The sequence below is a fragment of the Komagataeibacter sp. NFXK3 genome (assembly GCF_054182245.1).
Genome location: NZ_JAPIVJ010000003.1, coordinates 298,162 through 319,456, shown reverse-complemented (window position 1 = coordinate 319,456; position 21,295 = coordinate 298,162). Strand labels below are relative to the sequence as shown.

Sequence of the window (21,295 nt, the reverse complement as noted above, 5' to 3'; positions counted from 1 at the left end):
TCTCTGTCATTCGGGGTGGGCCACGATCGCCCGCAAGCGGTCAGGATCAAGAATATGGATGGCGCGGCGTTCCCGGGAGATGAGCTGCTCCCGATGGAAGGCACTGAGCAGGCGGCTGACGGTCTCGGTAGTCAGGCCAAGGAAATCGGCCATGTCCGCGCGTGAAATGGCCGGGTCAACGGGCCAGAGTTCACCCGGCCCCATGCGCGTGCCCTGGCCGAGCAGGAAGGTGGCCAAGCGCTCGCGCGCGGTCTGGCGGCCAAGCATGAGCAGCCGGTTATGCAGGCTGACCAGCAGCTGGCGGGCGGAATTGAGCGAGGCCGCGCAGGCGCCGGGCGATGTTTCGTGCAGACGGCTCATATGGGGTGCCGGCACGCACACCACCTGCAGGTTGCGCATGGCTTCGGCGCTGTAATGGTAGCGCGTGCAGGGATAGGCGGGGAGCACGTCGCCTTTATGGGCAAAACCGATAATCTGACGCCGCCCGTCAGGCAGCGATTTGAAAAGGCGAGCGCCTCCGGCCACCACATGGAAATGCGTGCTGGCGGGCATGTCTTCCGTCATGAATTCCTGACGTTCGGAAAATGTCCGTTTCATTCCATCAGAAGACAGAGAAGGCTGCACAAGAGACATGTTAATTTTTTCCTGTTCTCAACACGATTACGTATGATCTCATTAATGACATATTTTCGCCATAAGTTAATTTGTAAAAAAGATGCAGAATATACGATACGGTTTTTTAACCATTTCTGACAGTTTATACTTTCAGTTAATGATTAACAGTATACCGGACCGTATAATGTAAGTGTCCACCACGGATCGGGACTTCGCCTTCTCTATCGCGATACCCCACGGGGCATGACACAACGCCCCCTGCCCAACCCCGATGACCGGCACCGATTTCCATGCCTGCGGCACGCGATCCGTATCGCGCATGGCATGCCTTGGGCATGGCTGCGTTATCATTGATTCCGATCATTGCGACCGGGCTGCTGCCGTCCGTCAGGCAGATGAGACCCAAATCCTCCCGTGGCGTCCCTGAAGGAACCGGGGTTGCCTTTGCCTTCTCCTGTCAGGGCCGGGCGGAAGATAATCCGTTATCCGGCACCTGGTGGGTTGCCTCGCCTGTATGCCGCGGGGCGCGTGCCCCGTGGCGTTCTGCCGCCCCCTGTGTGGCCTGTCGTCGGGCCGGGAGCATGGCCGTGCACACCCGCGTGGTCAGTGTGCAACGGACCGGATACGCGCTGTCAGCGCGCCGTCACGCCCTGCGGGCGGGAAACAGACAGCCATGCCAGGATGTCGGGCCACATGACCCATGACCGGCAGGGCGGTTCATTCCCCTCCCCCATGGCGCAACCATGAGCCTTCAATCTCACGGTGATGATTTAAGATTTTATGAAAGTTTTCAGAAATTTCTAGAATATAAAATATATGGCATATAATATGCATCTTACTGAAAAGGCGGGTATTTTTTAAAATTCGCGAAAAACCGCCATAATTTTCAAATCGTATCGCAACGGTCTTTTTTTGAACAACAGGACGTGAACAGTCCCCTATCCACCCTGCGACTCACTTCCGGCCAGACGCACCGGCAGGCAGGCCCGTAAGAATCATGGCCGTAGTGGGGCGGGTGGCCGCGACATAAAGCAGTTGCTGCGCTTCAAGCACATTGGTGGCGGCACGGCGGCTGATATCGCCCACATCCACGAACACGCGGCCGAACGTACTGCCCTGCGCGGTATGCACGGTCATGGCGTAAACCGCCTGGAGCCGCCCGATGTTGCGGCGGAACACAAAGCGGTGCTGCCAGCGCGCGCGCTCAAGGGCGGCCTCGCGCTTCAGGCGCTGCTCGACCGCCCCCATATCCGCGCCGGGGCGCAGGATGGCCACCGGCGTTTCATCGCCCGCCAGGGTGCGCAGCACCACATCATATACCGGCAGTTCGGTAGTCCATCCGGGCACCTTTGATGTAGCGGGAAAGGCATGGCGCAGCATGCCGGGGCGGATATCGGCAATTTCCGCCTCCTCGTTGGTGGCCACCATCACGCGCCGGCCTTCCACATCCATGACCGGAACGCGGGCAATCACGCGCTCGCCCACCACAAAGGGCATGGGTGTCTCGCCCCCATGCACCCACCGGCGCACGGCGCGGTTGACGGCATCGACCCGCGCATTGGTCCAGCACAGGTAGCGGAACGCATCGCTATCGGCCCGGAAGGCATCGGAGGTGAACGCACGCTGCATCCAGGCATCTGGCGTGCGTGGCACGAACAGGCCGGCACCCTCATGGTGGCTGGCGCGGCACCATGACCAGTCCAGCGGGCCGCCCTGGCTTTCGCGGATAGCGGTGGCGGCGGCCACCAGCGGGTTGTCCGCCGCCTGCCGCACCACGGTTTCGAGATGCGAGGCAGAGCGGATGGCGAAGGACGGGCTGATCGCCTCGCCCACCGGCGGCAGTTGCGCCGGGTCGCCTACAAACAGCACGAAGCGGTCAGGCACGAGGTCGCGCACCCAGCGCATGAGTTCGGAGCCGACCATGGAGCATTCATCAATGATGATGACATCCGCCGTGATCGGCTCGGGCCGATCGGCGCGCTGCAACACTTCGCGGCCATCCTGCGCGCCGGGCTGGAGCGAGAGCACGTTATGAATGGTGCGACACGGCGCAAGCCTGCCCACCCGCGCCTTGAGCACGGCGGTGGCCTTGTGGGTGGCGGCGGTAAACACCACGTCCGCCCCCTGCTTGTGCAGCGCGCGGGCCACCTGCTGCATGAGCGTGGTCTTGCCCGTACCGGCGTAACCGGTCAGCAGATGCGTGGCCGAGACCCCGCGCGCAGCCAGGATTTCAGCCAGCGCACGCTCCTGGCACGCGGTCAGGACCGTGCGGGACATGATATGCTGGATCCTTTGGGGGGCTTGGGCGGGCGCATCGGAGAGGAAAGCGTTCCTTCAGGGCAGTGCATGGGTGGGGCAGTATTAGGCCGCCCCCTGCAAACGGGCCAGCACAAATGCATGGCGCATCAATGAAATGCACCGGTGCTCCGGCCGGAAAATGGACATGACCTGACGCGCGGCAATCCCCCCATTACGCTGAACCACGCCTGACGCAGGGCGTTACAGGCAGCATGATGCCTCGCTGCACTCCTGACGCCATGGCCGACCGCGATGCTGGCATGCATGCCAATGTTCCGCCCTGCCCCTTCCCCACACGCGGGAAAACCGGCACGACGGCGCAACCCATCGCCCTTCAGCTAAGAGTAAAAGCTCCCTTGCCGCTTTCCTTCGCCTTTGGCGCCCGCGCCCTGCGCTCGCTGCGCCATCGCCACTACGCCATCTGGGCCAGCGGGGCTGTCGTGTCGAACATTGGCACCTGGATGCAGCGCACGGCGCAGGACTGGCTCGTGCTGACCCAACTGACCGCGCATGACGCGACGGCAGTAGGCATGACCATGGCTTTCCAGATGGCGCCGCAACTGCTGTTCCTGCCCTGGACGGGCTATGCCGCCGACCGTTTCGACCGCCGCGCCCTGCTTATGCTCACACAGGGGTTGATGGGGACCCTGTCACTGGGGCTTGGCATCCTGACGGTCAGCGGCATGGCACGGCTGTGGGAGATGTATGTCTTTGCCTTCCTGTTTGGCAGCGTGGCCGCCTTTGATGGCCCGGCACGCCAGACCTTCGTATCGGAGCTCGTCGGGCGCGACGACCTGCCCAATGCGGTGGCGCTCAACTCGGTCTCCTTCAATGCCGGGCGCATGCTGGGGCCGGTCGCGGCGGGGGCATGCATTGCCGCGGTGGGCACGGGGTGGGCGTTCGTGCTCAACGGCCTTTCGTTCATTGCCGTGCTCATGTCGCTGCTGGCCCTGAACGGACGGGCCGTAGCACCTCCCGCAAGGCGCGGCGCACGGGGCCTGCTGGCAGGATTCCGCTATGTGTGGCGGCAGCCCGACCTGCGCACCATCATGCTGATGCTTCTGCTCATTGGCATGTTTGGCCTGAACTTTCCGCTGTTCATTTCCACCATGGCAGTCAGCGTGTTTCATGTCGGCGCAGGGCAGTATGGGCTGCTCAGTGCGTGCATGGCGGTGGGCACCATGATGGGTGCCGTCCTAGCGGCAGGGCGTGAAAAGGTCTCGATGGCAACGCTGCGCACGGGCGCGCTGCTGTTTGGCGTGGGATGCCTGCTGGCTGCCATTGCCCCCGGCTACGGGCTGTTTGCCGGGGCCCTCGGGCTGGTGGGGCTTGCAACCCTGACCTTTACCACCACGACCAACAGCCTGATGCAGCTTTCAGCCACCCCTGAGATGCGGGGCCGCGTCATGGCCATCCGCCTGGCCGTGGCGCTTGGGGGCACCCCCGTTGGCGCGCCCATCGTGGGGTGGGTGGCCAATCATCTGGGCCCGCGCTGGGGGCTGGGGCTGGCGGCGGCCTCCGGCTTTGCGGCGGTGCTGGTGAGCCTGCGGACCCGAAGTCCTGAAGCGTGCCTGAAAACAGACCATTGATAAAAACGAAAAGTTTTTTGTTTCGCCTTTTCCGAAGCTTTTTGAAAAAAGCTTCGCCCAAAACTTTTATGAATGTTTTCCGGCCTGATCGCCTACATTTCGCGCCGCCATCAGGCGCAGCGGCGGCCGTTCACCCACACTTCCTGCACGCTCAGGTCAGCCCCCATCACCACAATATCGGCCCGGCGGCCGGGCATGAGCACGCCCCGGTCATGCAGGCCCAGCCAGTTGGCGGCATGCGTGCTGACCAGTGCAGCCGCCTGTGGCAGCGAGGCACCCGCCTGCATGGCATTGCGCAACGCCTGGTCCAGTGTCAGCACGCTGCCCGCCAGCGTGCCATCGGGCAGCCGCGCCACGCCATCGGCCACCATCACGTTCTGCCCGCCAAGTTCGCTCGGGCCATCGCCCGCGCCGGTGGCGCGCATGGCATCGGTTACAAACACCAGCCGGTTCCCCATGACCCGATGCGCCAGCCGAAACAGCGCGGGATGGACATGATGGGTATCAAACACCATCTCGGCATAGGCCATGTCGCTGCACAGCAGCGCCGCTGCCGCCCCCGGCGCGCGCGCCATGACCGGCGGCATGGCGTTGAACAGATGTGTGCCCCCTGCCGTGCCGCCCATGCCGCAGATACGGCATATGGCCCGCTCCGCCTGCTCGTAACCCGCCAGCGTATGGCCGATATTGACCCGTATGCCCGCATTGACGAATTTCTGGATGGCGGCATCGACCTGCTCGAGTTCCGGGGCCAGCGTTACAACCTTGATGGCGCCGGTCTCGATCACGGCATTCACCCGCGCGGGCGTGGGCAACACGGTAAAAGGCGGCTGCGCACCGCGCTTGTGCGGGTTGATGAACGGCCCTTCCAGATGGGCGCCGGGAATGCTGGGGCCGCCATAAATGCCAATGTGCATGACATCGGCCACGGCATGCAGCGCCGCCATCACATCAATCCACGGTGCAGTGATCGTGGTGGGCAGCAGTGTGGTCACGCCATGCGCCAGATGGAACATGCCCAGATGGCGGATGGCATCCACCCCATCCATCATGTCAGCCCCGCCCCCGCCATGCACATGGCCATCGATAAAGCCGGGCAGAATGTAGCGATCAGGCACAAGCGAGAGCGGGCGCACATCGGTTATGGTCGTATCAAACACGACGCGCCCCGGCATGACCCGGTCTGGCAGTACGATGTGGCCATCAATATTCACGGTGCGGCGTTCCCTATCGGGCAAGGGGTGAAGACATTATGGCCCTGTTAACCCACCGCACCCTGAAATGCCATATCCTGTGTGATACGCCCGCAATCAAGATTTGAATAAGATATGTATCAGATACAATAAATATCCTGCCTGTAAAGAATATGGCCATTACATGACGGATTGATATTTCCTGCGCCATGAAGGGCTGCACCTCCCCATGCGGGGTGCCATCGTGACAGGTGCAATGCCGCCTGTCCCGCCCGTTGATGCATGGACATGAACCACATGCAGGCGGGGCCCGGGTTATTCTTCACGCACCACGAGGCCGAGCCCGCCGGGTCTGACCAACCGCTGGCCCCTGCCCTGCCCATCGTGGCGCAGCCGGGCCAGCGCGGCCTGGCTGCGCACCTTCAGCTCACCACGCCGCCTGACTGATAGGCGGAGAACCAGGCGGCCAGTTCCTCCGCTGGCAGCGGCTTGGAGAACATGTAGCCCTGCAGCACATCACAATCCATGTCAGCCAGCAGGCGGCGCTGTTCTTCGTGTTCCACGCCTTCGGCCACCACGGTCATGCCCAGGCTCTGGCCAATGCGCACCACGGCCATCACCACCGCGCGCACCTTCTCGATGCTTTCCAGCCCGGTCATGAAGCTGCGGTCGATCTTCACCTCATTGACCGGCAGGCCTGCAAGGTTGGACAGGCTGGAAAAACCGGTGCCAAAATCATCCATCGACATGCCAACCCCCATTTCACGCAGCTTCTGGGCCACGCGAATGGTGCGTTCGTAATTGTCGATCATGGTGCTTTCGGTAATTTCTATGGTCAGGCTCTCGGGCGGGATTCCGGTCTCGGCCAGCAGTTCGGTCACGAACTGCGGCAGTGTTTCATCACGGAAATGCAGCGGCGAAAGGTTGACCGAGACCACCGGCACCTCCACGCCATCACGAATCCACTGCGCCATCTGGTGGCATGCCGCGCGCAGCGACCACTTGCCAATGGCCTCGATCTGCCCGGTTTCCTCTGCCACGGTAATGAAGCGCGCGGGCGAGACAAAGCCCAGCGAGGGATCGATCCAGCGCGAAAGCGCCTCCACGCCATAAAGCCTGCCGCTGCTGGCATGAACCTGCGGCTGGTAGAACAGGCGCAGCCGGTCATGGGCAATGGCATCGCGCAGGGCGGCAGCCAGGATGAGGCGGTCGCTGGCCTGCTGGTTCATGCGCGGGCTGAAGAAGCAGCAATGCCCGCCGCCATTCGCCTTGGCCTGGAACATGGCGGTCTCGGCATTCTTGAGCAGGGTGTCGCCGTCCTCGCCATTTTCAGGGTGAACCGCCACGCCAAGGCTGGCCGAAAGGCTGACCGGCACATCGCCAATATGCGATGGCACGGCCAGCACGCGCAGGATATGGGCGCTGAGCGTGGAGGCATGCTGCTGCTCGCCATTGGTCACGATGGTGAACTGGTCGCCACCGCTGCGCACCAGCGTGTCGTCTATGCTCAGCACCTCACGCAGCAGGGCGGCAATGCGGGCGATCAGGTCATCACCCGCCGTATGGCCAAACACGTCGTTGATATGCTTGAAGTTGTCTATGCCCACGGTCACGAGCATGAGGTTGCCCCGCACGGCGCGGCGCAGCATGCGCGGCATGTTCTGGCGCAGCCAGCGGCGGTTGGGCAGGCTGGTCAGCAGGTCAAAGTCGGACAGGCGGTTGATGTGCTCCTTCGCCTCGTGCCGCTCTATGGCCAGCGTGCACAGGTGCAGGCTGGTGGCCACGGCTTTCTGGCAGGCGGCATCGGGCAACGAACTGGTGCGCGAGTAGCAGGTAAACACGCCCGCCACGCGGTTGTTGCGCAGGATGATGGGCGTGGCACGCGCGGCCTTGATGCCGTTATGCAGGGTCTGCTCGCGCATGTGCTGCCAGCGCGGGTCGTGGGCGATGTCCGGGCTTTCGGCGATGGAACCGGTGCTGGCGGCAACGCCCGAGCAGGCGGCGTCCGGGCCGATGGGCAGCGTGTCATACAGCTTGACCAGCGAGAGCGGCAGGCTGGCGCGGCCCTTGCATTTCAGCCGGTCGTCCTTTTCCACCAGGTAGATGGCGGGCATGACATCGGGAATGTAATGCTCGATGCGGCGGCAGATGAAGTCCATGACCTCATGCAGGCCCAGATCGCTTGAAATCGCTTCCAGCGTGTCACGCTGCAGGCTGTCAAGGAAGTGCTGCTCGGTAATATCGGTCAGCACCACCACGATGTTCTCGATCTCGCCGCTGTCATTGAACACGGGGTTCATGGCCGCCGAGACCCAGATATCGCGCCCGCTGGCGTGGCGGGCGCGGATATCGAGCGTGAAGCCCTTGGCGTTGCGCGCGCCCTCGTGCAACTGGTTGAGAATGCCGATATCGGTCGTATCGCCTGCCAGGATGACCGACAGGCCATGCCCCGTCACCCGCTCGGCGCCAAAGCCGAACATGTCGCTGAAGGCGCGGTTGACATAGATGATGCGGAATTCGGGGTCGAGAATGGCCACGCCGCGATCGGTCTCGCGCACCACGAGCGAGAGCAGGCGGATCTTTTCGCGGTCATCGACTTCCTGCGAAATATCGCGGATCAGCGCCATGTAGCCGATCTTGCCATCCACCGCGATGCGCGACAGCGAGAGGTTGGCCCAGAAGGTCGTGCCATCGAAGCGCTCGACACAGACCTCGCGGCTGGTGCCGACGATCTTGTTGATTCCGGTCTCGCGGTTGTGGCGGATCAGGTCATCATGGGTGGAACGGATGTTACGCGGCACCAGCACGTTGACGTTGCGCCCGATCACATCCTGCCGCGAACAGTGCCACAGGCCTTCCGCCGCCTTGTTGAAAAAGGTGACGGTGTTATGTTCATCAATCAGGACAACGCCAAGAATGGTCTGTTCCAGCGCGGGCAGGACGGTTACCTGCATGTCGTCTATCATGTCGCGGGGCATCTGGCTGTAGGTCTCCGGCTGGCTGAAAGCGAACGGGGGTAAGGCTGAAATCGTGACACCTGATTTTATGTTCCGGGCCACTGTAATAAGTGACAGCCAGCATGATGTTTCATACCCATGACTGTGTTAATAAAGAGTATATGCAAAGGCGTATAAAATATTGTACACCTCATGCATGTAATAAACAGGGTAAATGCAGCCCTGAAGGACGCCACAGGGGTGGCGTGAATATCCAGGCGCGACCGGATGGGGCGCCTGGAGCGTTCCCCGCTTTTTTTCGCCGCGCTGTCACTTAATGGTGGGGTCGCGTGCATTGCTGGAAAAACCGGTGCCGCAGGTATAGCATACCATCCCGCGTCGCATGCAGGAGCCTGTATGGCACAATCGAGGTTCCGTTACCCTACCGGTCAGGCGCTCCTGCCCGGTCCTGTCCCCCATCGAGCGACCCGCCGGGGCAAAAGTGAAATGACGCAGCATGACTGAACAGGCATCCCACAAGGCAGGTGACGAAGGCATCCAGCCCCATGGCTGGCTGCTGGCGTGCGATGCGCGGCTGGGGCATATCGTGCGCTGGTCGGCCAACGCGCCGGCGCATCTGGGGCGCGACGGGCTGGAGGTCGGCCTGCCGCTGCGCGACGCGATCGGCCGCGAGGCCACCCACAACATCCGCAACGCGCTGGCCATGCATGGCGAGGCCCATCGCAGGCCGGCGCTGGTCTTTGGCCAGGCCCTGCCCGGTGGCGGGCGGTATGACGTGGCCATCCATACCGCAGGCCCCGACATCATGCTGGAATGGGAGCCGGCCCTGAGCGAACGCGACGGGGCGCACCTGTCGCTGCTGCGCACCATGATCGACCGCATACGCGAGATTACCGACTTCGACCGGCTGTTCCGCACGGTCGTGCGCCTGCTCTCGGGCGTGCTGCGCTATGACCGCGTCATGCTCTACCGTTTTGCCGAGGACGGGTCGGGCAAGGTCGAGGCCGAACATCACGGCCCCAACCTCGAAAGCTTCCTTGGCCAGCACTTTCCCGCCTCCGACATGCCCGCCCCCGCGCGCAGGCTGTACAGCACCAACCTCATCCGCGTGATCGGCGACGTGGCGGCCGTGCCCGTGCCCGTGATCTCGCCGGGCCACCCCCTGCCGCCCGACCTGTCGCACACCCATCTGCGCGCGGGCACGCCCAACCATTACAGCTACATGCGCAACATGGGCGTCGCGGCCTGCGCATCAGTCTCGCTGATGGTGGATGGCCGCCTGTGGGGCATGATCGTGTGCCATCACTACAGTGCCCATGTGCTCAACATGAGCGAGCGCATCGTGGCGCGCATGTTTGGCGAGTTCGTCTCGCTCCAGATCACCAACCTGCTGCGCACCAAGCGGCTGGACATGACGCGCCAGACCCATGGGCTGATCGAGACCTTTCTCAAGGGCGCCGCCCCCGTGGCGGACATGCCCGCCTACCTCATGGCGCACCTGACCGACATGCTCACCTTCGTGCAGTGCGATGGCGCGGCGTTGTGGGTGGGCGGGCAGTGGACCTATACCGGCCAGCACCCGCCGCCCGCAGCCATGGCGGCCGTGCTGGAACTCGCCCGCACCCGCGCAGGCACCCAGATCTGGCATACGAGCTGCCTTGCCGCCTACATTCCCGATGCCGCGCAGTACGTGCACGAGGCGGCAGGCGTGATGATCGTGCCGATCTCGTCGCAGCCGGGCGATTACCTGCTGGTGTTCCGTGGCGAGGAAATACGCAGCATGAAATGGGCCGCCGACCCCGCAGCCCCGCCCCGGAGCGATGGGGAGGACGGCTATTTCGGCCCGCGCAGCAGTTTTGCGGTCTGGACCCAGCAGGTGACCGGCACCTGCCTGCCATGGTCGGGCGATGACATGGAGGCGGCAACGCTGGTCCGTTCCGCGCTGATCGAGGTCATGGGCGCCTACCACCAGCTGCAGCTGCGTGAACGCGCGAACGCCGACCTGCGCCAGCGCATGCTCAACGAGGAGCTGAACCACCGGGTCAAGAACATCCTGGCCGTGGTGCAGTCGCTGGTCAGCCAGCCGGTGGAACCCGACATGACTCCCGCCCAGCACGTGTCGCGCCTGCGCGGGCGCATCCGCGCGCTGGGGCTGGCGCATGACCAGGCCGTGCGCAGCGATGGCGGCGGCCTGCTGCGCGCCCTGCTTGACGCGGAACTTGCACCCTACCGCGAGCGTTGCTTCATCACCTGCACCGGCCCGCGCATCTGGCTCACGGGCCAGGCGCTGTCGGTGCTGGCGCTGGTGGTGCATGAACTGGCCACCAACGCGGTCAAATACGGGGCGCTGGGCCAGCCGCGCGGGCGGCTTGATGTGGCGTGGTCGCATGATGCGGCATGCGATGAGTGGCGCATCACATGGCGCGAGAGCGGCGGTCCGGCCGTTACCCCGCCCCGGAGCCGGGGTTTTGGCTCGGTGCTGCTGGAGCGTGGCTTCCCGCATGAACTTGGCGGGGCTACGCATGCGCATTTTCATCCCGGCGGGCTGGAAATGATCATGCACCTGCCCTGCCGCCATGTCAGGCCCGCCCCGGAGATGGAAACCCCGGATGCGCCCCCTGATTCGTCCCACGCCTTGCCCCCAAAGGAGAATCCCGTGCTCGATGCTGACATCCTTCTGGTGGAAGACCAGTTCCTCATCGCCATGGAAGCCGAAAGCGCGATCGAGGAAATCAACATCGGGCAGGTCCGCACCGTCGCCTCCGTCTATGAAGCCATGAACGCCATCAGCACGCGGGTGCCCGACGTGGCGATACTCGATGTAAACCTTGGTGGTGAAAACTCGCTTGAGGTCGCGCGCACCCTGCGCGCGCGCGGCGTGCCCTTCATCTTCGCCACCGGCTATGCCGACCGCACCATGATCCCGCCCGAACTGCGCGACGTGCCGGTCGAGCGCAAGCCCTATTCAGCGCGTGCCCTTGCCGAAAGAATACGCCAGATCGTATCGTGATCCGAACGTTCTTTGCCTCAAGGAGATTCTCCACTGATGAAACGTCTTTCCGGCCTTCTTCGTGCTTCGTTCTCCGGCATGGCCTCCATGACAGCCCTCTGCCTGTGCGTTCCCGCCGAGGCCGCCCCCCAGCCTGAGTCCCTGCAGGTGCCGCCGGGGTTTCACATCAGCGTGGTGACGGATCAGGTGCCAAACGCGCGTGAACTGGCCCGTGGCGCGCGGGGCACCATCTTCGCGGGCACAAGGGGGCCGGGCAAGGTCTATGCCATTACCGGCGTGGATGGGGGCGGCCCGGTGGTGGTGCGCACCATCGCCGAGGGCCTGACCCTGCCTGTGGGCGTAGCCTACCATGATGGCGACCTGTATGTGTCCGACTCACAGCGCATTGTCGTGCTGCGTGATATTGAAAACCACCTCGACAAGCCGCCCAGGCCCGAAACCGTGGCAGACAACCTGCCCTACCGCATTGGCGACCATTCCTGGAAATTCATTGCCTTCGGGCCGGATAACCGGCTGTACGTACCCATCGGCGCGCCATGCAACGTTTGTGACGTGGGGCACGACTTTGGCAAGATCATCAGCATGGCCCCTGATGGCACCGACCGGCGCGACGTGGCATTCGGCATCCGCAACACGGTCGGATTCACATGGCAGCCCGGCAGCGGCACCATGTGGTTTACCGATAACGGGCGCGACAATATGGGCGATGACATGCCATCGGATGAACTCAACCGGCTTGACACGCCCGGACAGTCCTTTGGCTACCCCTACTGCCATCAGGGCAACGTACCGGACCCCGAATTCGGCAAGCAGCATGCCTGCTCCGAATTCACACCGCCCGCCCTGCTGCTTGGCGCGCATGTGGCGGCACTCGGCCTGCGGTTTTATGAAGGCACCCAGTTTCCCGCCGCCTATCACGGCAACCTGATCATTGCCGAGCACGGATCATGGAACCGCAGCCAGCTTGCGGGCTATCAGGTCGTGAACGTGGCGTTTGGCGCGGATGGCAAGCCCATGGCGCCAAAGGTGCTCGTGGGCGGGTTCCGGCAGGGGCAGCATGCATGGGGGCGGCCTGCGGACGTGCTGCCCCTGCCCGATGGCAGCGTGCTGATCAGCGATGACCTGTCCGGCTCGCTCTATCGCCTGAGCTATGGCGGGGCCGCACCCACGCCGTAAACCGCACCACCAGCCTGCCTCCTCCGCCGACGGAATGCCGCTTCCGCGCCTTGCGCAACGCGGCGGCGCCACAACCCGGCGGAGGAGTGCCGCAGGCCCATCCAGTCCAGCCAAGGAGGCATGTCATGTCCATGCGCAAAACGCTCATGCTCGCCGCCCTGCTCATTCTGCCCGGCATGGGAGCACGGGCTGCGAGGCCCCCCACGACACCAGCGCCCGCCATCCTGCCCGATACGACCCAGCCGGCCCCGCCGCAGCGGGTTTACCGGCACCTCTGGGCTGATGACAGAGGCGTGAGCCATATCGCCACCTGTCCGGTGCATGCCTTCTTTCTCAAGAGCATGTCACCCCCGGCCGGGCCGCAATGGCAGGACCCCATGGCCCCGCAGATGGCGACCATCATGATGACCGTCCAGCCCGCGCACTGGAATGGCACCTGGCACCCCGACCCCAGGCCACAATGGATCATTCCGCTACAGGGGCGGTGGTATGTGCGGGCGATGGATGGCACGCGGGTGGAAATGGGCCCCGGCGACATCCTGTTTGGCGAGGACCAGGCCGTGCGCCCCATGGCCCACGGCCCCTTTCGCGGCAAGAAAGGCCATGACGCAGGCAATATAGGCGATGGTCCGGTCACGCTCATGGTGATCCAGTCCGATGCGCCGCCGGTTACGAACCAGCCCTGCCGCTATAATTAAAGGGGCACGGCCTTATCCACAGATTCCGGGGATAGTCAGAAAGATAACCCTGTGGAAAAAACATGAAGATCTTCATTCATGCTGTAAAATAAACGATCTTTCCAAAGGGCATATGGTTCTGCCAGTGGTGCCGGGCCACACGGGCAGGCACCTCATGCGGGGCGCGTCCTCAGTCGAGCTGCTGGATGCGACGCGCCTGTCGGGCATGGTCGCGCAGGATATCACCCAGCCCCGGCAGGCAGGGTTCACAGTTTTCGACCAGCACCCGGCCATTGACGATCGTGGTGCCCGCCACGGCGGGGCCACAGCGCAGCCAGGCCTCGACCGGATCGGTCAGCGCACCCGCCAGCGCCACGTCGGACATATGCCAGATAACAAGATCCGCGCAGGCGCCGGGGCGCAGATGGCCGATCTCGTCCTCCCACCCCAGGCAGGCCGCCCCGCGTGGCCATGTCCAGCGCCTCACGCGCGCCCATGGATTCCGGGCCGCCCCGCATGCGGCCAAGCAGCATCGCGTTGCGGGTTTCCATCCACATCGAGGCATGGTCGGTCGTGGCAGAGCCGTTGCAGCCCAGCCCCACGCGCATGCCGCGCTCCTGCAGGTTCTGCACGTCGGCGCTGCCGCCGCCAATCATCATGTTCGAGCCGGGGCACTGCACAACGCTCACCCCCGCCTGTGCGAGACGGTCGATCTCGGATGAAGACGGATAGATGTAATGGGCCACCCATGAGCGCGGACTGGCCCAGCCCATCTGCTCGAAATGCTCGGTCGGCGTGCAGCCATACATGCTCAGGCTGTAATCATCCTCCTCCATGTCCTCGGCCAGGTGGGTGTGCAGGCGCAGGTCATGGCGCTCGGCCAGTGTCACGGAGTCCCGCATGATCCGCTCGGAGGCGGAGAACAGCGACGCCGGGCCAAGGGCCACCCGCCCCATGGCGCCCGGCGAGCGGTCATGGAACAGGCCGACCAGCCGCTCGCAATCGGCCATGATGGTCTCTTCATCCTGCACGAGGCCAGCGGGGGGCAGGCCACCATCTTCCACCGACCGGGTCATGCTGCCGCGTGTTGCATAGAAACGGAACCCGATGTCACGCGCCGCGCGGAACTGCGAATCGATCAGGCCGGGCCGGGGATGGACATACATGTGGTCCATCGAGGTGGTACACCCGCCCATGAGCAGCTCCACCATGGCCACGTAGGTGGCCAGATAGGTGGCCTCATCATCCAGCGCGGTCCATAGCGGATACAGCACGCGCAGCCACGTAAAGAGCTTGCAGCGCGTGACGGGCGCGTACGAGCGCGTCAGGTTCTGGATCATGTGGTGATGGGCATTGACCAGGCCGGGCGTGACCAGCCGCCCGCGCGCGCTTATGACGCGACGGGCCTCGGGCCGGGGCTGGCCAGCGGCACCAACGGCGTGAATGCGGTTTTCCCTGATCGCAATCCAGCCATCGGGAATTTCCCAGTCACGGTCGATGTAGAGGTGGGCATCACAAATCAGGATATCGATCATTACTTACCCATGCTGCCCCAGTTACCGGCATGGACAGGCCCGGCACAGGCCCGCTTCATCCCGGTTGGCTGGAGACGTAAACGCTTTATCATCACTTAAGTAAATTCATTAGGTATTTTTTCGGAACATGCCATCATCATGCGTGCCTGTCCATATGTATAGATCGGAATATTGATGTGGCAAAATGAGAATAACAACCCGCGATTGCAAAAAACAGACCCTAAAGACCGGTCTCTTTCCCTTTCAGGTTGTATGGCAGGGATAGAATTAATGTGGAAACCGTGTTTTTTTGCGATAAGTTGAAACAAAATATTAAGTTAATATATATTAACTTTATGCTTTATGATTTTATTTACAGCAGTCTATAAAAAAATCACTTTTAAAACGCCTGTTCACTTCAAGAATGCATAGGTTCTGACAGGGAAATTAGCATTTAGGTATATTTTCCTGCAATTTTGATGGCGCTGTCCTATTCGCTGGTCATGCACTGGAACAGCAGCATCATAAGCATGATAAAGATATTATATTATGAACATATATTCATATATATGCTATCAATATTTATGAAAGCGTCAGCCCTCTGACTTGCCATAATCGTGTAATGCAATGGCCCGGTTAAAAACGACTTGAGGAATATGGCAAAAATCAGGCAGCCCGCGCACCTGGCGCGAGATATGGCGGCAGGGCACAAGCGTGTGAATCCACGCAATGCCTTAATAAGAAATATTTATAACATTATTAGAAAAATACTACCTTCGGTTGCGCTGTACCTTCAAATCCTCGCATCGATGTGATCCCGCCGGACCAAGCCGGGGGGACTTGTGGTATTGCAGGTTGCATTTGCCGCCTTCCTTAGCCGATACCACCGACATGGCGCGGACTGTCCCGCGTTAGGCGGAAGACGGATATGCTGGTTCACGAAGGCCCATCGCGCAGTATCAGAATCGACCTCAGGCTGGGCTGCACGCTCGCCGCGGTGGCAGGCGGCGTGAATGCGACCGGCTTCCTGGCAGTTGGCGCCTATGCCGCGAACATGACAGGCAACCTTTCCGCCATGGCGACAGGGCTGGTGCAGGGCGGGCGGATGGCCGTGCTATGTGGGCTGGGGCTGGTCGCGGCCTTTATTGCGGGGGCCGTGGTGGCAACGCTGCGCCTCAGGGCCGGATGCAGGCGGGGCGTGGCCTGCATGCATGCCCGCATCATCATGCTGGAGGGCATGGCGCTCGTGGCGCTGGGGCTTGTGGCGCCCTGCCTGCCCAGGGGGCCAGGTGCCGGGGTGCTTGGCTATGGCCTGGGTTTCCTCATGGGCATGCAGAACGCCACGGTCACCCATATTTCGGGTGCGCGGGTGCGCACCACGCACATGACCGGCATGCTGACCGACCTCGGGCTGGAACTGGCGCAATGGATGGAAAACCGGCTGGCCCCCTCGCCTGACGTGGCAGCCCGGCTGCGCCTTCATGGCGCGATCATCGCCGCCTTCGTGCTGGGAGGGGCCGCGGGCGCGCTGGGCTACGGGTCGTGGGGCGTGCGGTCGCTTACGGGGCTGGGGGCGGCGCTGATCGTGCTTGCACTGCCTTCTGTCGTGCGCGGCCGGAAGGGGGCATGAACAGCAGGGCCAACGCCTGTTGCATGCCACCGGGTGCCATTTTATCCTTGGTGTTGCAGCACGCGGCACGGGCCGCGCCACAAAGGTGAAAACACACAGCATGACACAGCAGACAAAGGCTACCGAATTTCTCGCCGCCAGTGGCGTGCCCTTTTCGGTGCATCAGTATGAATACGCGCCCGGCGGCGGGCTGATCGGCATGCAAGCCGCATCCTCCATCGGGGCGGACCCCGCCTGCGTGCTCAAGACGCTGGTGGTGGAGGTGGACCGCACAACACCCGTCTGCCTTGTGGTGCCAGCCGACCACAAGGTCAACTTCAAGGCGGTGGCGGCCCTGTTCGGCGGGCGCAACGCCCGCATGATGTCGCCTGACAGATCTGCGGCGCTGACCGGCTTCCGCTCCGGGGGCACCAGTCCGTTCGGGCAGGCCAACCCCATGCCTGTCGTGCTGTCAGCGGCGGCCATGACACAACCCACGGTCTATATCAATGCAGGCGACCAGGGGCTTGTCGTCTCCCTCGCCCCGGCTGACGCCCAGAAAGCCGTTGCCGCCAGAGTGGCCGATATTTCTGCCCTGCCTCCCGCCACCAGCCCCTGATCTGCCTGCGCCGCAGGCTGGCACGGCGCAGGGTCTGAAACCATTACCCTTGCGTTCAAACCCTGCTATGCAGGGGCATGAACAACAGGACCCTGACCGCCCGCATGCTGCCATTTGCCGCGGCAGTGGCCATCCTGTCGTGGGCCAGCGCCTACCCGGTGGTGCGCATTGCGCTGCGCGACATGCCGCCGGTGCCGCTGGCCGCCATCCGTTACGCGGTGGCGGCGGTGGTGGCGGCCCTGTGGCTGGCCTGCAGGCGCGTGCCCCTACCGGCATGGCGCGACGTGCCGCGCGTGCTGGCCTGCGCGGGCATTGGCATTTCACTTTATAATGTACTGTTCAACATCGGTGAGGTCACGGTCTCGGCGGGGGCTGCGAGCCTGCTCATCAGTTCCTCTCCGCTGCTGACCGCGCTGATCGCCATGCCCGTTCTGGGCGAGCGGCTGACAGGGTGGGGCTGGGCGGGGTCTTTACTCAGCTTCTCGGGTGTAATCCTGATCGCGGGTGGGCAGGCAGGCGGTATCGCGTTTGGCTCCGGGGCGACAATGGTGCTGGCCGCGGCGCTATGCTCCGCAATCTATACCATCATGCTGCGCCAGCTCATGCCACGCTATGGGGCGCTGCCCACCATTGCCTATATTCTTGTTGCGGGGGCGCTGCTGCTCGTGCCGTGGCTGCCCCGCGCCTGCGTGACCGTGGTCCATGCGCCGTGGTCGTGCATGGCGGCCGTGATCGAGCTGGGCCTTTTCCCCGCAGCGCTGGGCTATGCCGCATGGACCTTCGTAATCAGCCACATGGGGGCCGCGCGGGGTTCCGCACTGCTCTATACGCTACCCCCCGTCACCATGCTGCTGGCCTTTGCCCTGACGGGGGAAGTGCCCGCAGGCCGCACCCTGCTGGGCGGGGGCGTGGTCATGCTGGGGGTAGTGGTCATGAACACATGGGGCCACCCGGCACGGCGGCGTGCCGCACGGGCTGAAACAGCATGATGGGCACCTTGCCCCAAAAACCGGCGTTTCAAACCGTCTCTTAACCTTTTGCGGGCATAACGCCGTGAGCAGGAACGAGACAGGGATTGATGATGGCTGTTTCCCCCGATCATGCGGAAATGGCTGCCCGCTGGGCCAGTTTCGATGCCGCATGGTACCACGCCCGCTACGCCGCGGTGCTGGACCTTATGGGTATAACACCCGCGCAGGCGTGTGATTTCTACCACGAGCATGGCGCGGCCCTGCACCACGCCCCCAACCCCTTTTTTGATGAGGCATGGTACTGCGCCACCTATCCCGACGTGGCGGCACTGGTGGCGCAGGGCGTATGGCGCAGCGGGTTCGACCATTACCTGAACGTGGGCCTGAACGACCACAACCCCCACTGGCTGTTTGACGAGCACGCCTACCGCGCTGGCTACCCCGACATGACGCAGGCCGACCTCGAGCAGGCCGGCTACCGCAATGGCTACGACCATTACCTGCGCACGGGCGATGCACAGATGCGCACCGGGTCATGCTTTTTTGACCCGGCCACCTACCTCGCCCTTGCGCCGGAGGGAGAAGCCGGCCCCCTCGCCCGCCCTTTTGCCGATTACCTGCTGCGCGGGGCCATGGCCCTGCCATGGTGCACGCTCTCGCCTTATTTCGACGCCGAATGGTACGCGCACACCTACCCCGACGTGCAGGCGGAAGTCGCGCAGGGGTTATGGCAATCCGCCCTGCATCACTACCTGTGCAATGCCACGCCGCTGGAATTCGACCCCGGCCCCCTGTTTTCCGAATCCTTCTACTGCGCCGTCAACCCCGACGTGCTCGAGGCGGTGGAGCGGGGCGAACTGCGCAACGGCTATGCCCACTTTTTGCGCCACGGCGTGCATGAACTGCGCAAGCCGTGCTCGAGGCTGGATCTGGCACAATACATGCGCGACCCCGCCATTCAGGCCGACGTGAATGCCGGCCGCGCGCGCGATGGCTTTGGCCACTACCTTACCACCCGCCCCGACCTGCGGCCTGCCGCCCCGCCCCCCGTGACCGAGGCACAGGCCCGCGCCCTGTTCCGCCACATGTGCGCCGTGCGCCTGCCGCTGCTGCTGGCAGCGGGCATCGATTTCAGCGCGGACGGGCCGCCTGCGCTGAGTGTCATCATCATCGCGCATGACCAGTTTGAAATGACCATGTCCACGCTGGCCTCGCTGCGGGCCAATTACGCGGGCGCGCTTCAGGTGATCGTGGTGGATTCCGGCTCGCGTGATGGCGTGGCCCATATCGAGCAGCATGTAAAAGGCCTCGAGGTGCTGCGCTTTGCTGGCAATATCGGCTTCGTGCGCGGGTGCAACGCGGGCCTTGCCAGGGTGGTGGCCCCCGCCGTGCTGTTCCTCAACAACGACGTGGAACTGCAATACGGCGCGATTGCCAACGCGCTGGCCCGCCTCACGGCCGATGCCACGACCGGAGCCGTAGGCGGGCGCATCATCCGCACCCATGGCGTGTTGCAGGAGGCAGGCAGCATCGTCTGGCGCGACGGCTCGGTGCAGGGCTACATGCGCGATGCCCACCCCGCCGTGCCCGAAGCCGGCTTCGTGCGGGCGGTTGATTTCTGCTCGGGCGTGTTCCTCATGGTCCGCACCGATGTGGCGCAGGCCCTTGGCGGGTTTGATGAAGCCTATGCCCCCGCCTATTTCGAGGAGACGGATCTGTGCCTGCGCATCCGCGCGCAGGGCTACCGCATCCTGTATGACCCCACCGTGTGCCTGGTGCATTATGAATGCGGCACGTCGGATGCCACCAGTGCCGCGCGCCTGATCGCGCGCAACAATGCCCTGTTCACGCGCCGCCATGGCCCGGAACTGCGCCGCAGGCCCCTGCGGCATGACCCGCTCCAGGCCCGCGCCCGCCATGCCGATACGGGAAGCAAACATGTGCTGTTCATTGAGGACAGGCTACCGTTGCGATATCTGGGCTCGGGCTTCACGCGCTCGAACGATATCATCACGGCGCTGGCGGGCCTGGGCTACCGTGTCACGGTCTACCCCATTTTCCGCCCGATTGAGGATCTGGCCACGATCCGGGCGGCCTTTCCCGATCAGGTCGAGGTCATCCACGATCGCGAACTGCCCGAGCTGAGTGCTTTTTTGCACGAGCGCCGCAGTTGCTTCGATGCCATCTGGATCGCCCGGACCCATAATGCCGCCCGGCTCGCCTCGATCTTCAACGAGGCGGCTTCCAGCATTCCCACCGACCGCATCGTGGTTGACACCGAGGCCCTGGCCACCTGCCGTGACGTGGCCTATGAGCGCCTGCACGGCCTCGCCAGCCCCCAGCCTTTTGCCGCGCGGCTGGCGGCCGAACTCGCCCCGCTGTTCCTTGCCCGCCGGGTCGTGGCGGTGAACGGGGCGGAAGCCGACCTGCTGCGTGCGGCAGGATTTGATAATGTCTCCGTTCTGGGCCATGCGCAGGTGCCCCGCGCCACGGGGCCGGGGTGGGAGGCGCGGCGCGATATCCTGTTCCTTGGCGCGGTGCATGACCGGCAGGCCCCCAACCTTGATTCTCTGGCTTGGTTCAGCGCTGAAGTCCTGCCCCTGCTCGTGGCCGAACTTGGGCCGGACATCCGCTTTGGCGTGTGTGGCCATGTCAACCCGCGCGTGGACCTTGGCCCTTTGCGCCAGCACCCCAATGTGCGCATGCTGGGCCAGGTGGCTGATACCGCCCCCATCTATGACCGGTATCGCGTCTTTGTCGCACCCACCCGTTTTGCCGCGGGCATTGCGTATAAACTGCACGAGGCGGCGGCCAATGGCCTGCCCGTGGTCGGTTCGCCGCTTCTGTGCCAGCAGGCGGGCTGGCAGGACGGGCATGACATGCTCTGCGCCGACATAACCGACCCCGCCGCCTTTGCAGCACAGGTCATCCGGCTGTATCGTGACCAGACGCTATGGGATACGGTGCGCGACAATGCGCTGCGCCGCATTGCTACCGAACACGCCCCGGATGCCTATCAGGAACGGATTGGCGAAATCATGCACAGCCTGTTCACGCCAGACTGAGG

The 21,295-nt window shown here is 63.5% G+C and carries 13 protein-coding genes and 1 pseudogene; 9 read left to right on the top strand and 5 right to left on the bottom strand.

The window, feature by feature from the left end; translation table 11 throughout:
- Positions 1-6: 6 nt before the first annotated feature.
- Entirely contained in the window at positions 7-597 is a 591-nt protein-coding gene (locus OQZ28_RS05560; RefSeq protein WP_458135420.1) for a Crp/Fnr family transcriptional regulator, read from the bottom strand.
- Positions 598-1,569: 972 nt separating this feature from the next.
- Positions 1,570-2,892 carry an ATP-dependent DNA helicase gene (locus tag OQZ28_RS05555; protein ID WP_130732197.1) on the bottom strand — a complete coding sequence of 441 codons (1,323 nt, stop codon included), beginning with the start codon at positions 2,890-2,892 and terminating at the stop codon, positions 1,570-1,572.
- Between the two features lie 233 nt (positions 2,893-3,125).
- On the opposite strand from OQZ28_RS05555, the gene OQZ28_RS05550 reads away from it, so the two are divergent.
- Positions 3,126-4,502, top strand: a complete 1,377-nt coding sequence (locus OQZ28_RS05550) for an MFS transporter (protein ID WP_458135419.1) — start codon at positions 3,126-3,128, stop codon at positions 4,500-4,502.
- Between the two features lie 110 nt (positions 4,503-4,612).
- Here OQZ28_RS05550 and nagA read toward each other — a convergent pair whose 3' ends face one another.
- Positions 4,613-5,716 (bottom strand): N-acetylglucosamine-6-phosphate deacetylase, encoded by a 1,104-nt coding sequence (gene nagA, locus OQZ28_RS05545; RefSeq protein WP_130732200.1) that lies wholly within the window; start codon positions 5,714-5,716, stop codon positions 4,613-4,615.
- A gap of 276 nt (positions 5,717-5,992) precedes the next feature.
- On the opposite strand from nagA, the gene OQZ28_RS05540 reads away from it, so the two are divergent.
- Positions 5,993-6,142, top strand: coding sequence for a hypothetical protein (locus OQZ28_RS05540; protein ID WP_458135418.1), 150 nt, complete (start codon positions 5,993-5,995; stop codon positions 6,140-6,142).
- On the opposite strand, the gene OQZ28_RS05535 is transcribed toward OQZ28_RS05540, so the two are convergent.
- The gene (locus tag OQZ28_RS05535) at positions 6,118-8,673 is read right to left on the bottom strand and encodes an EAL domain-containing protein (protein WP_130732202.1); all 2,556 of its coding nucleotides are present in this window, start codon (positions 8,671-8,673) and stop codon (positions 6,118-6,120) included. The genes OQZ28_RS05540 and OQZ28_RS05535 overlap by 25 nt on opposite strands.
- A gap of 475 nt (positions 8,674-9,148) precedes the next feature.
- Here OQZ28_RS05535 and OQZ28_RS05530 point away from each other — a divergent pair, with 475 nt between their 5' ends.
- From OQZ28_RS05530 to OQZ28_RS05520, 3 genes are all read left to right on the top strand, one after another.
- Positions 9,149-11,662 (top strand): HWE histidine kinase domain-containing protein, encoded by a 2,514-nt coding sequence (locus OQZ28_RS05530; protein WP_458135417.1) that lies wholly within the window; start codon positions 9,149-9,151, stop codon positions 11,660-11,662.
- A gap of 36 nt (positions 11,663-11,698) precedes the next feature.
- Entirely contained in the window at positions 11,699-12,838 is a 1,140-nt protein-coding gene (locus OQZ28_RS05525) for a PQQ-dependent sugar dehydrogenase (RefSeq protein ID WP_458135416.1), read from the top strand.
- A 125-nt stretch (positions 12,839-12,963) separates the two neighbouring features.
- Entirely contained in the window at positions 12,964-13,536 is a 573-nt protein-coding gene (locus OQZ28_RS05520; RefSeq protein WP_458135415.1) for a cupin domain-containing protein, read from the top strand.
- A 169-nt stretch (positions 13,537-13,705) separates the two neighbouring features.
- Here OQZ28_RS05520 and OQZ28_RS05515 read toward each other — a convergent pair.
- A pseudogene (locus OQZ28_RS05515) lies at positions 13,706-15,050 on the bottom strand (amidohydrolase family protein).
- A 907-nt stretch (positions 15,051-15,957) separates the two neighbouring features.
- Here OQZ28_RS05515 and OQZ28_RS05510 point away from each other — a divergent pair.
- The 4 genes from OQZ28_RS05510 to OQZ28_RS05495 all read left to right on the top strand — a co-directional run bounded on the left by OQZ28_RS05510 (position 15,958) and on the right by OQZ28_RS05495 (position 21,293).
- Positions 15,958-16,659 (top strand): YoaK family protein, encoded by a 702-nt coding sequence (locus OQZ28_RS05510; RefSeq protein ID WP_458135414.1) that lies wholly within the window; start codon positions 15,958-15,960, stop codon positions 16,657-16,659.
- Between the two features lie 100 nt (positions 16,660-16,759).
- Complete coding sequence (locus OQZ28_RS05505) at positions 16,760-17,257, top strand: YbaK/EbsC family protein (RefSeq protein ID WP_458135413.1); 498 nt, start codon at positions 16,760-16,762, stop codon at positions 17,255-17,257.
- A gap of 77 nt (positions 17,258-17,334) precedes the next feature.
- Complete coding sequence (locus OQZ28_RS05500) at positions 17,335-18,246, top strand: DMT family transporter (protein WP_130732216.1); 912 nt, start codon at positions 17,335-17,337, stop codon at positions 18,244-18,246.
- Positions 18,247-18,338: 92 nt separating this feature from the next.
- The gene (locus OQZ28_RS05495; RefSeq protein ID WP_458135432.1) at positions 18,339-21,293 is read left to right on the top strand and encodes a glycosyltransferase; all 2,955 of its coding nucleotides are present in this window, start codon (positions 18,339-18,341) and stop codon (positions 21,291-21,293) included.
- Positions 21,294-21,295 lie beyond the last annotated feature (2 nt).

Bases quoted from the DNA above. Each gene is read 5' to 3' on its own strand.
- OQZ28_RS05520 (WP_458135415.1), top strand. From the start codon at position 12,964: ATGTCCATGCGCAAAACGCTCATGCTCGCCGCCCTGCTCATTCTGCCC.
- OQZ28_RS05555 (WP_130732197.1), bottom strand. From the start codon at position 2,892: ATGTCCCGCACGGTCCTGACCGCGTGCCAGGAGCGTGCGCTGGCTGAA.
- OQZ28_RS05500 (WP_130732216.1), top strand. From the start codon at position 17,335: ATGAACAACAGGACCCTGACCGCCCGCATGCTGCCATTTGCCGCGGCA.
- OQZ28_RS05530 (WP_458135417.1), top strand. From the start codon at position 9,149: ATGACTGAACAGGCATCCCACAAGGCAGGTGACGAAGGCATCCAGCCC.
- OQZ28_RS05550 (WP_458135419.1), top strand. From the start codon at position 3,126: ATGATGCCTCGCTGCACTCCTGACGCCATGGCCGACCGCGATGCTGGC.
- OQZ28_RS05560 (WP_458135420.1), bottom strand. From the start codon at position 597: ATGAAACGGACATTTTCCGAACGTCAGGAATTCATGACGGAAGACATG.
- OQZ28_RS05505 (WP_458135413.1), top strand. From the start codon at position 16,760: ATGACACAGCAGACAAAGGCTACCGAATTTCTCGCCGCCAGTGGCGTG.
- OQZ28_RS05540 (WP_458135418.1), top strand. From the start codon at position 5,993: ATGCAGGCGGGGCCCGGGTTATTCTTCACGCACCACGAGGCCGAGCCC.
- OQZ28_RS05535 (WP_130732202.1), bottom strand. From the start codon at position 8,673: ATGCCCCGCGACATGATAGACGACATGCAGGTAACCGTCCTGCCCGCG.
- OQZ28_RS05495 (WP_458135432.1), top strand. From the start codon at position 18,339: ATGGCTGTTTCCCCCGATCATGCGGAAATGGCTGCCCGCTGGGCCAGT.
- OQZ28_RS05525 (WP_458135416.1), top strand. From the start codon at position 11,699: ATGAAACGTCTTTCCGGCCTTCTTCGTGCTTCGTTCTCCGGCATGGCC.
- OQZ28_RS05510 (WP_458135414.1), top strand. From the start codon at position 15,958: ATGCTGGTTCACGAAGGCCCATCGCGCAGTATCAGAATCGACCTCAGG.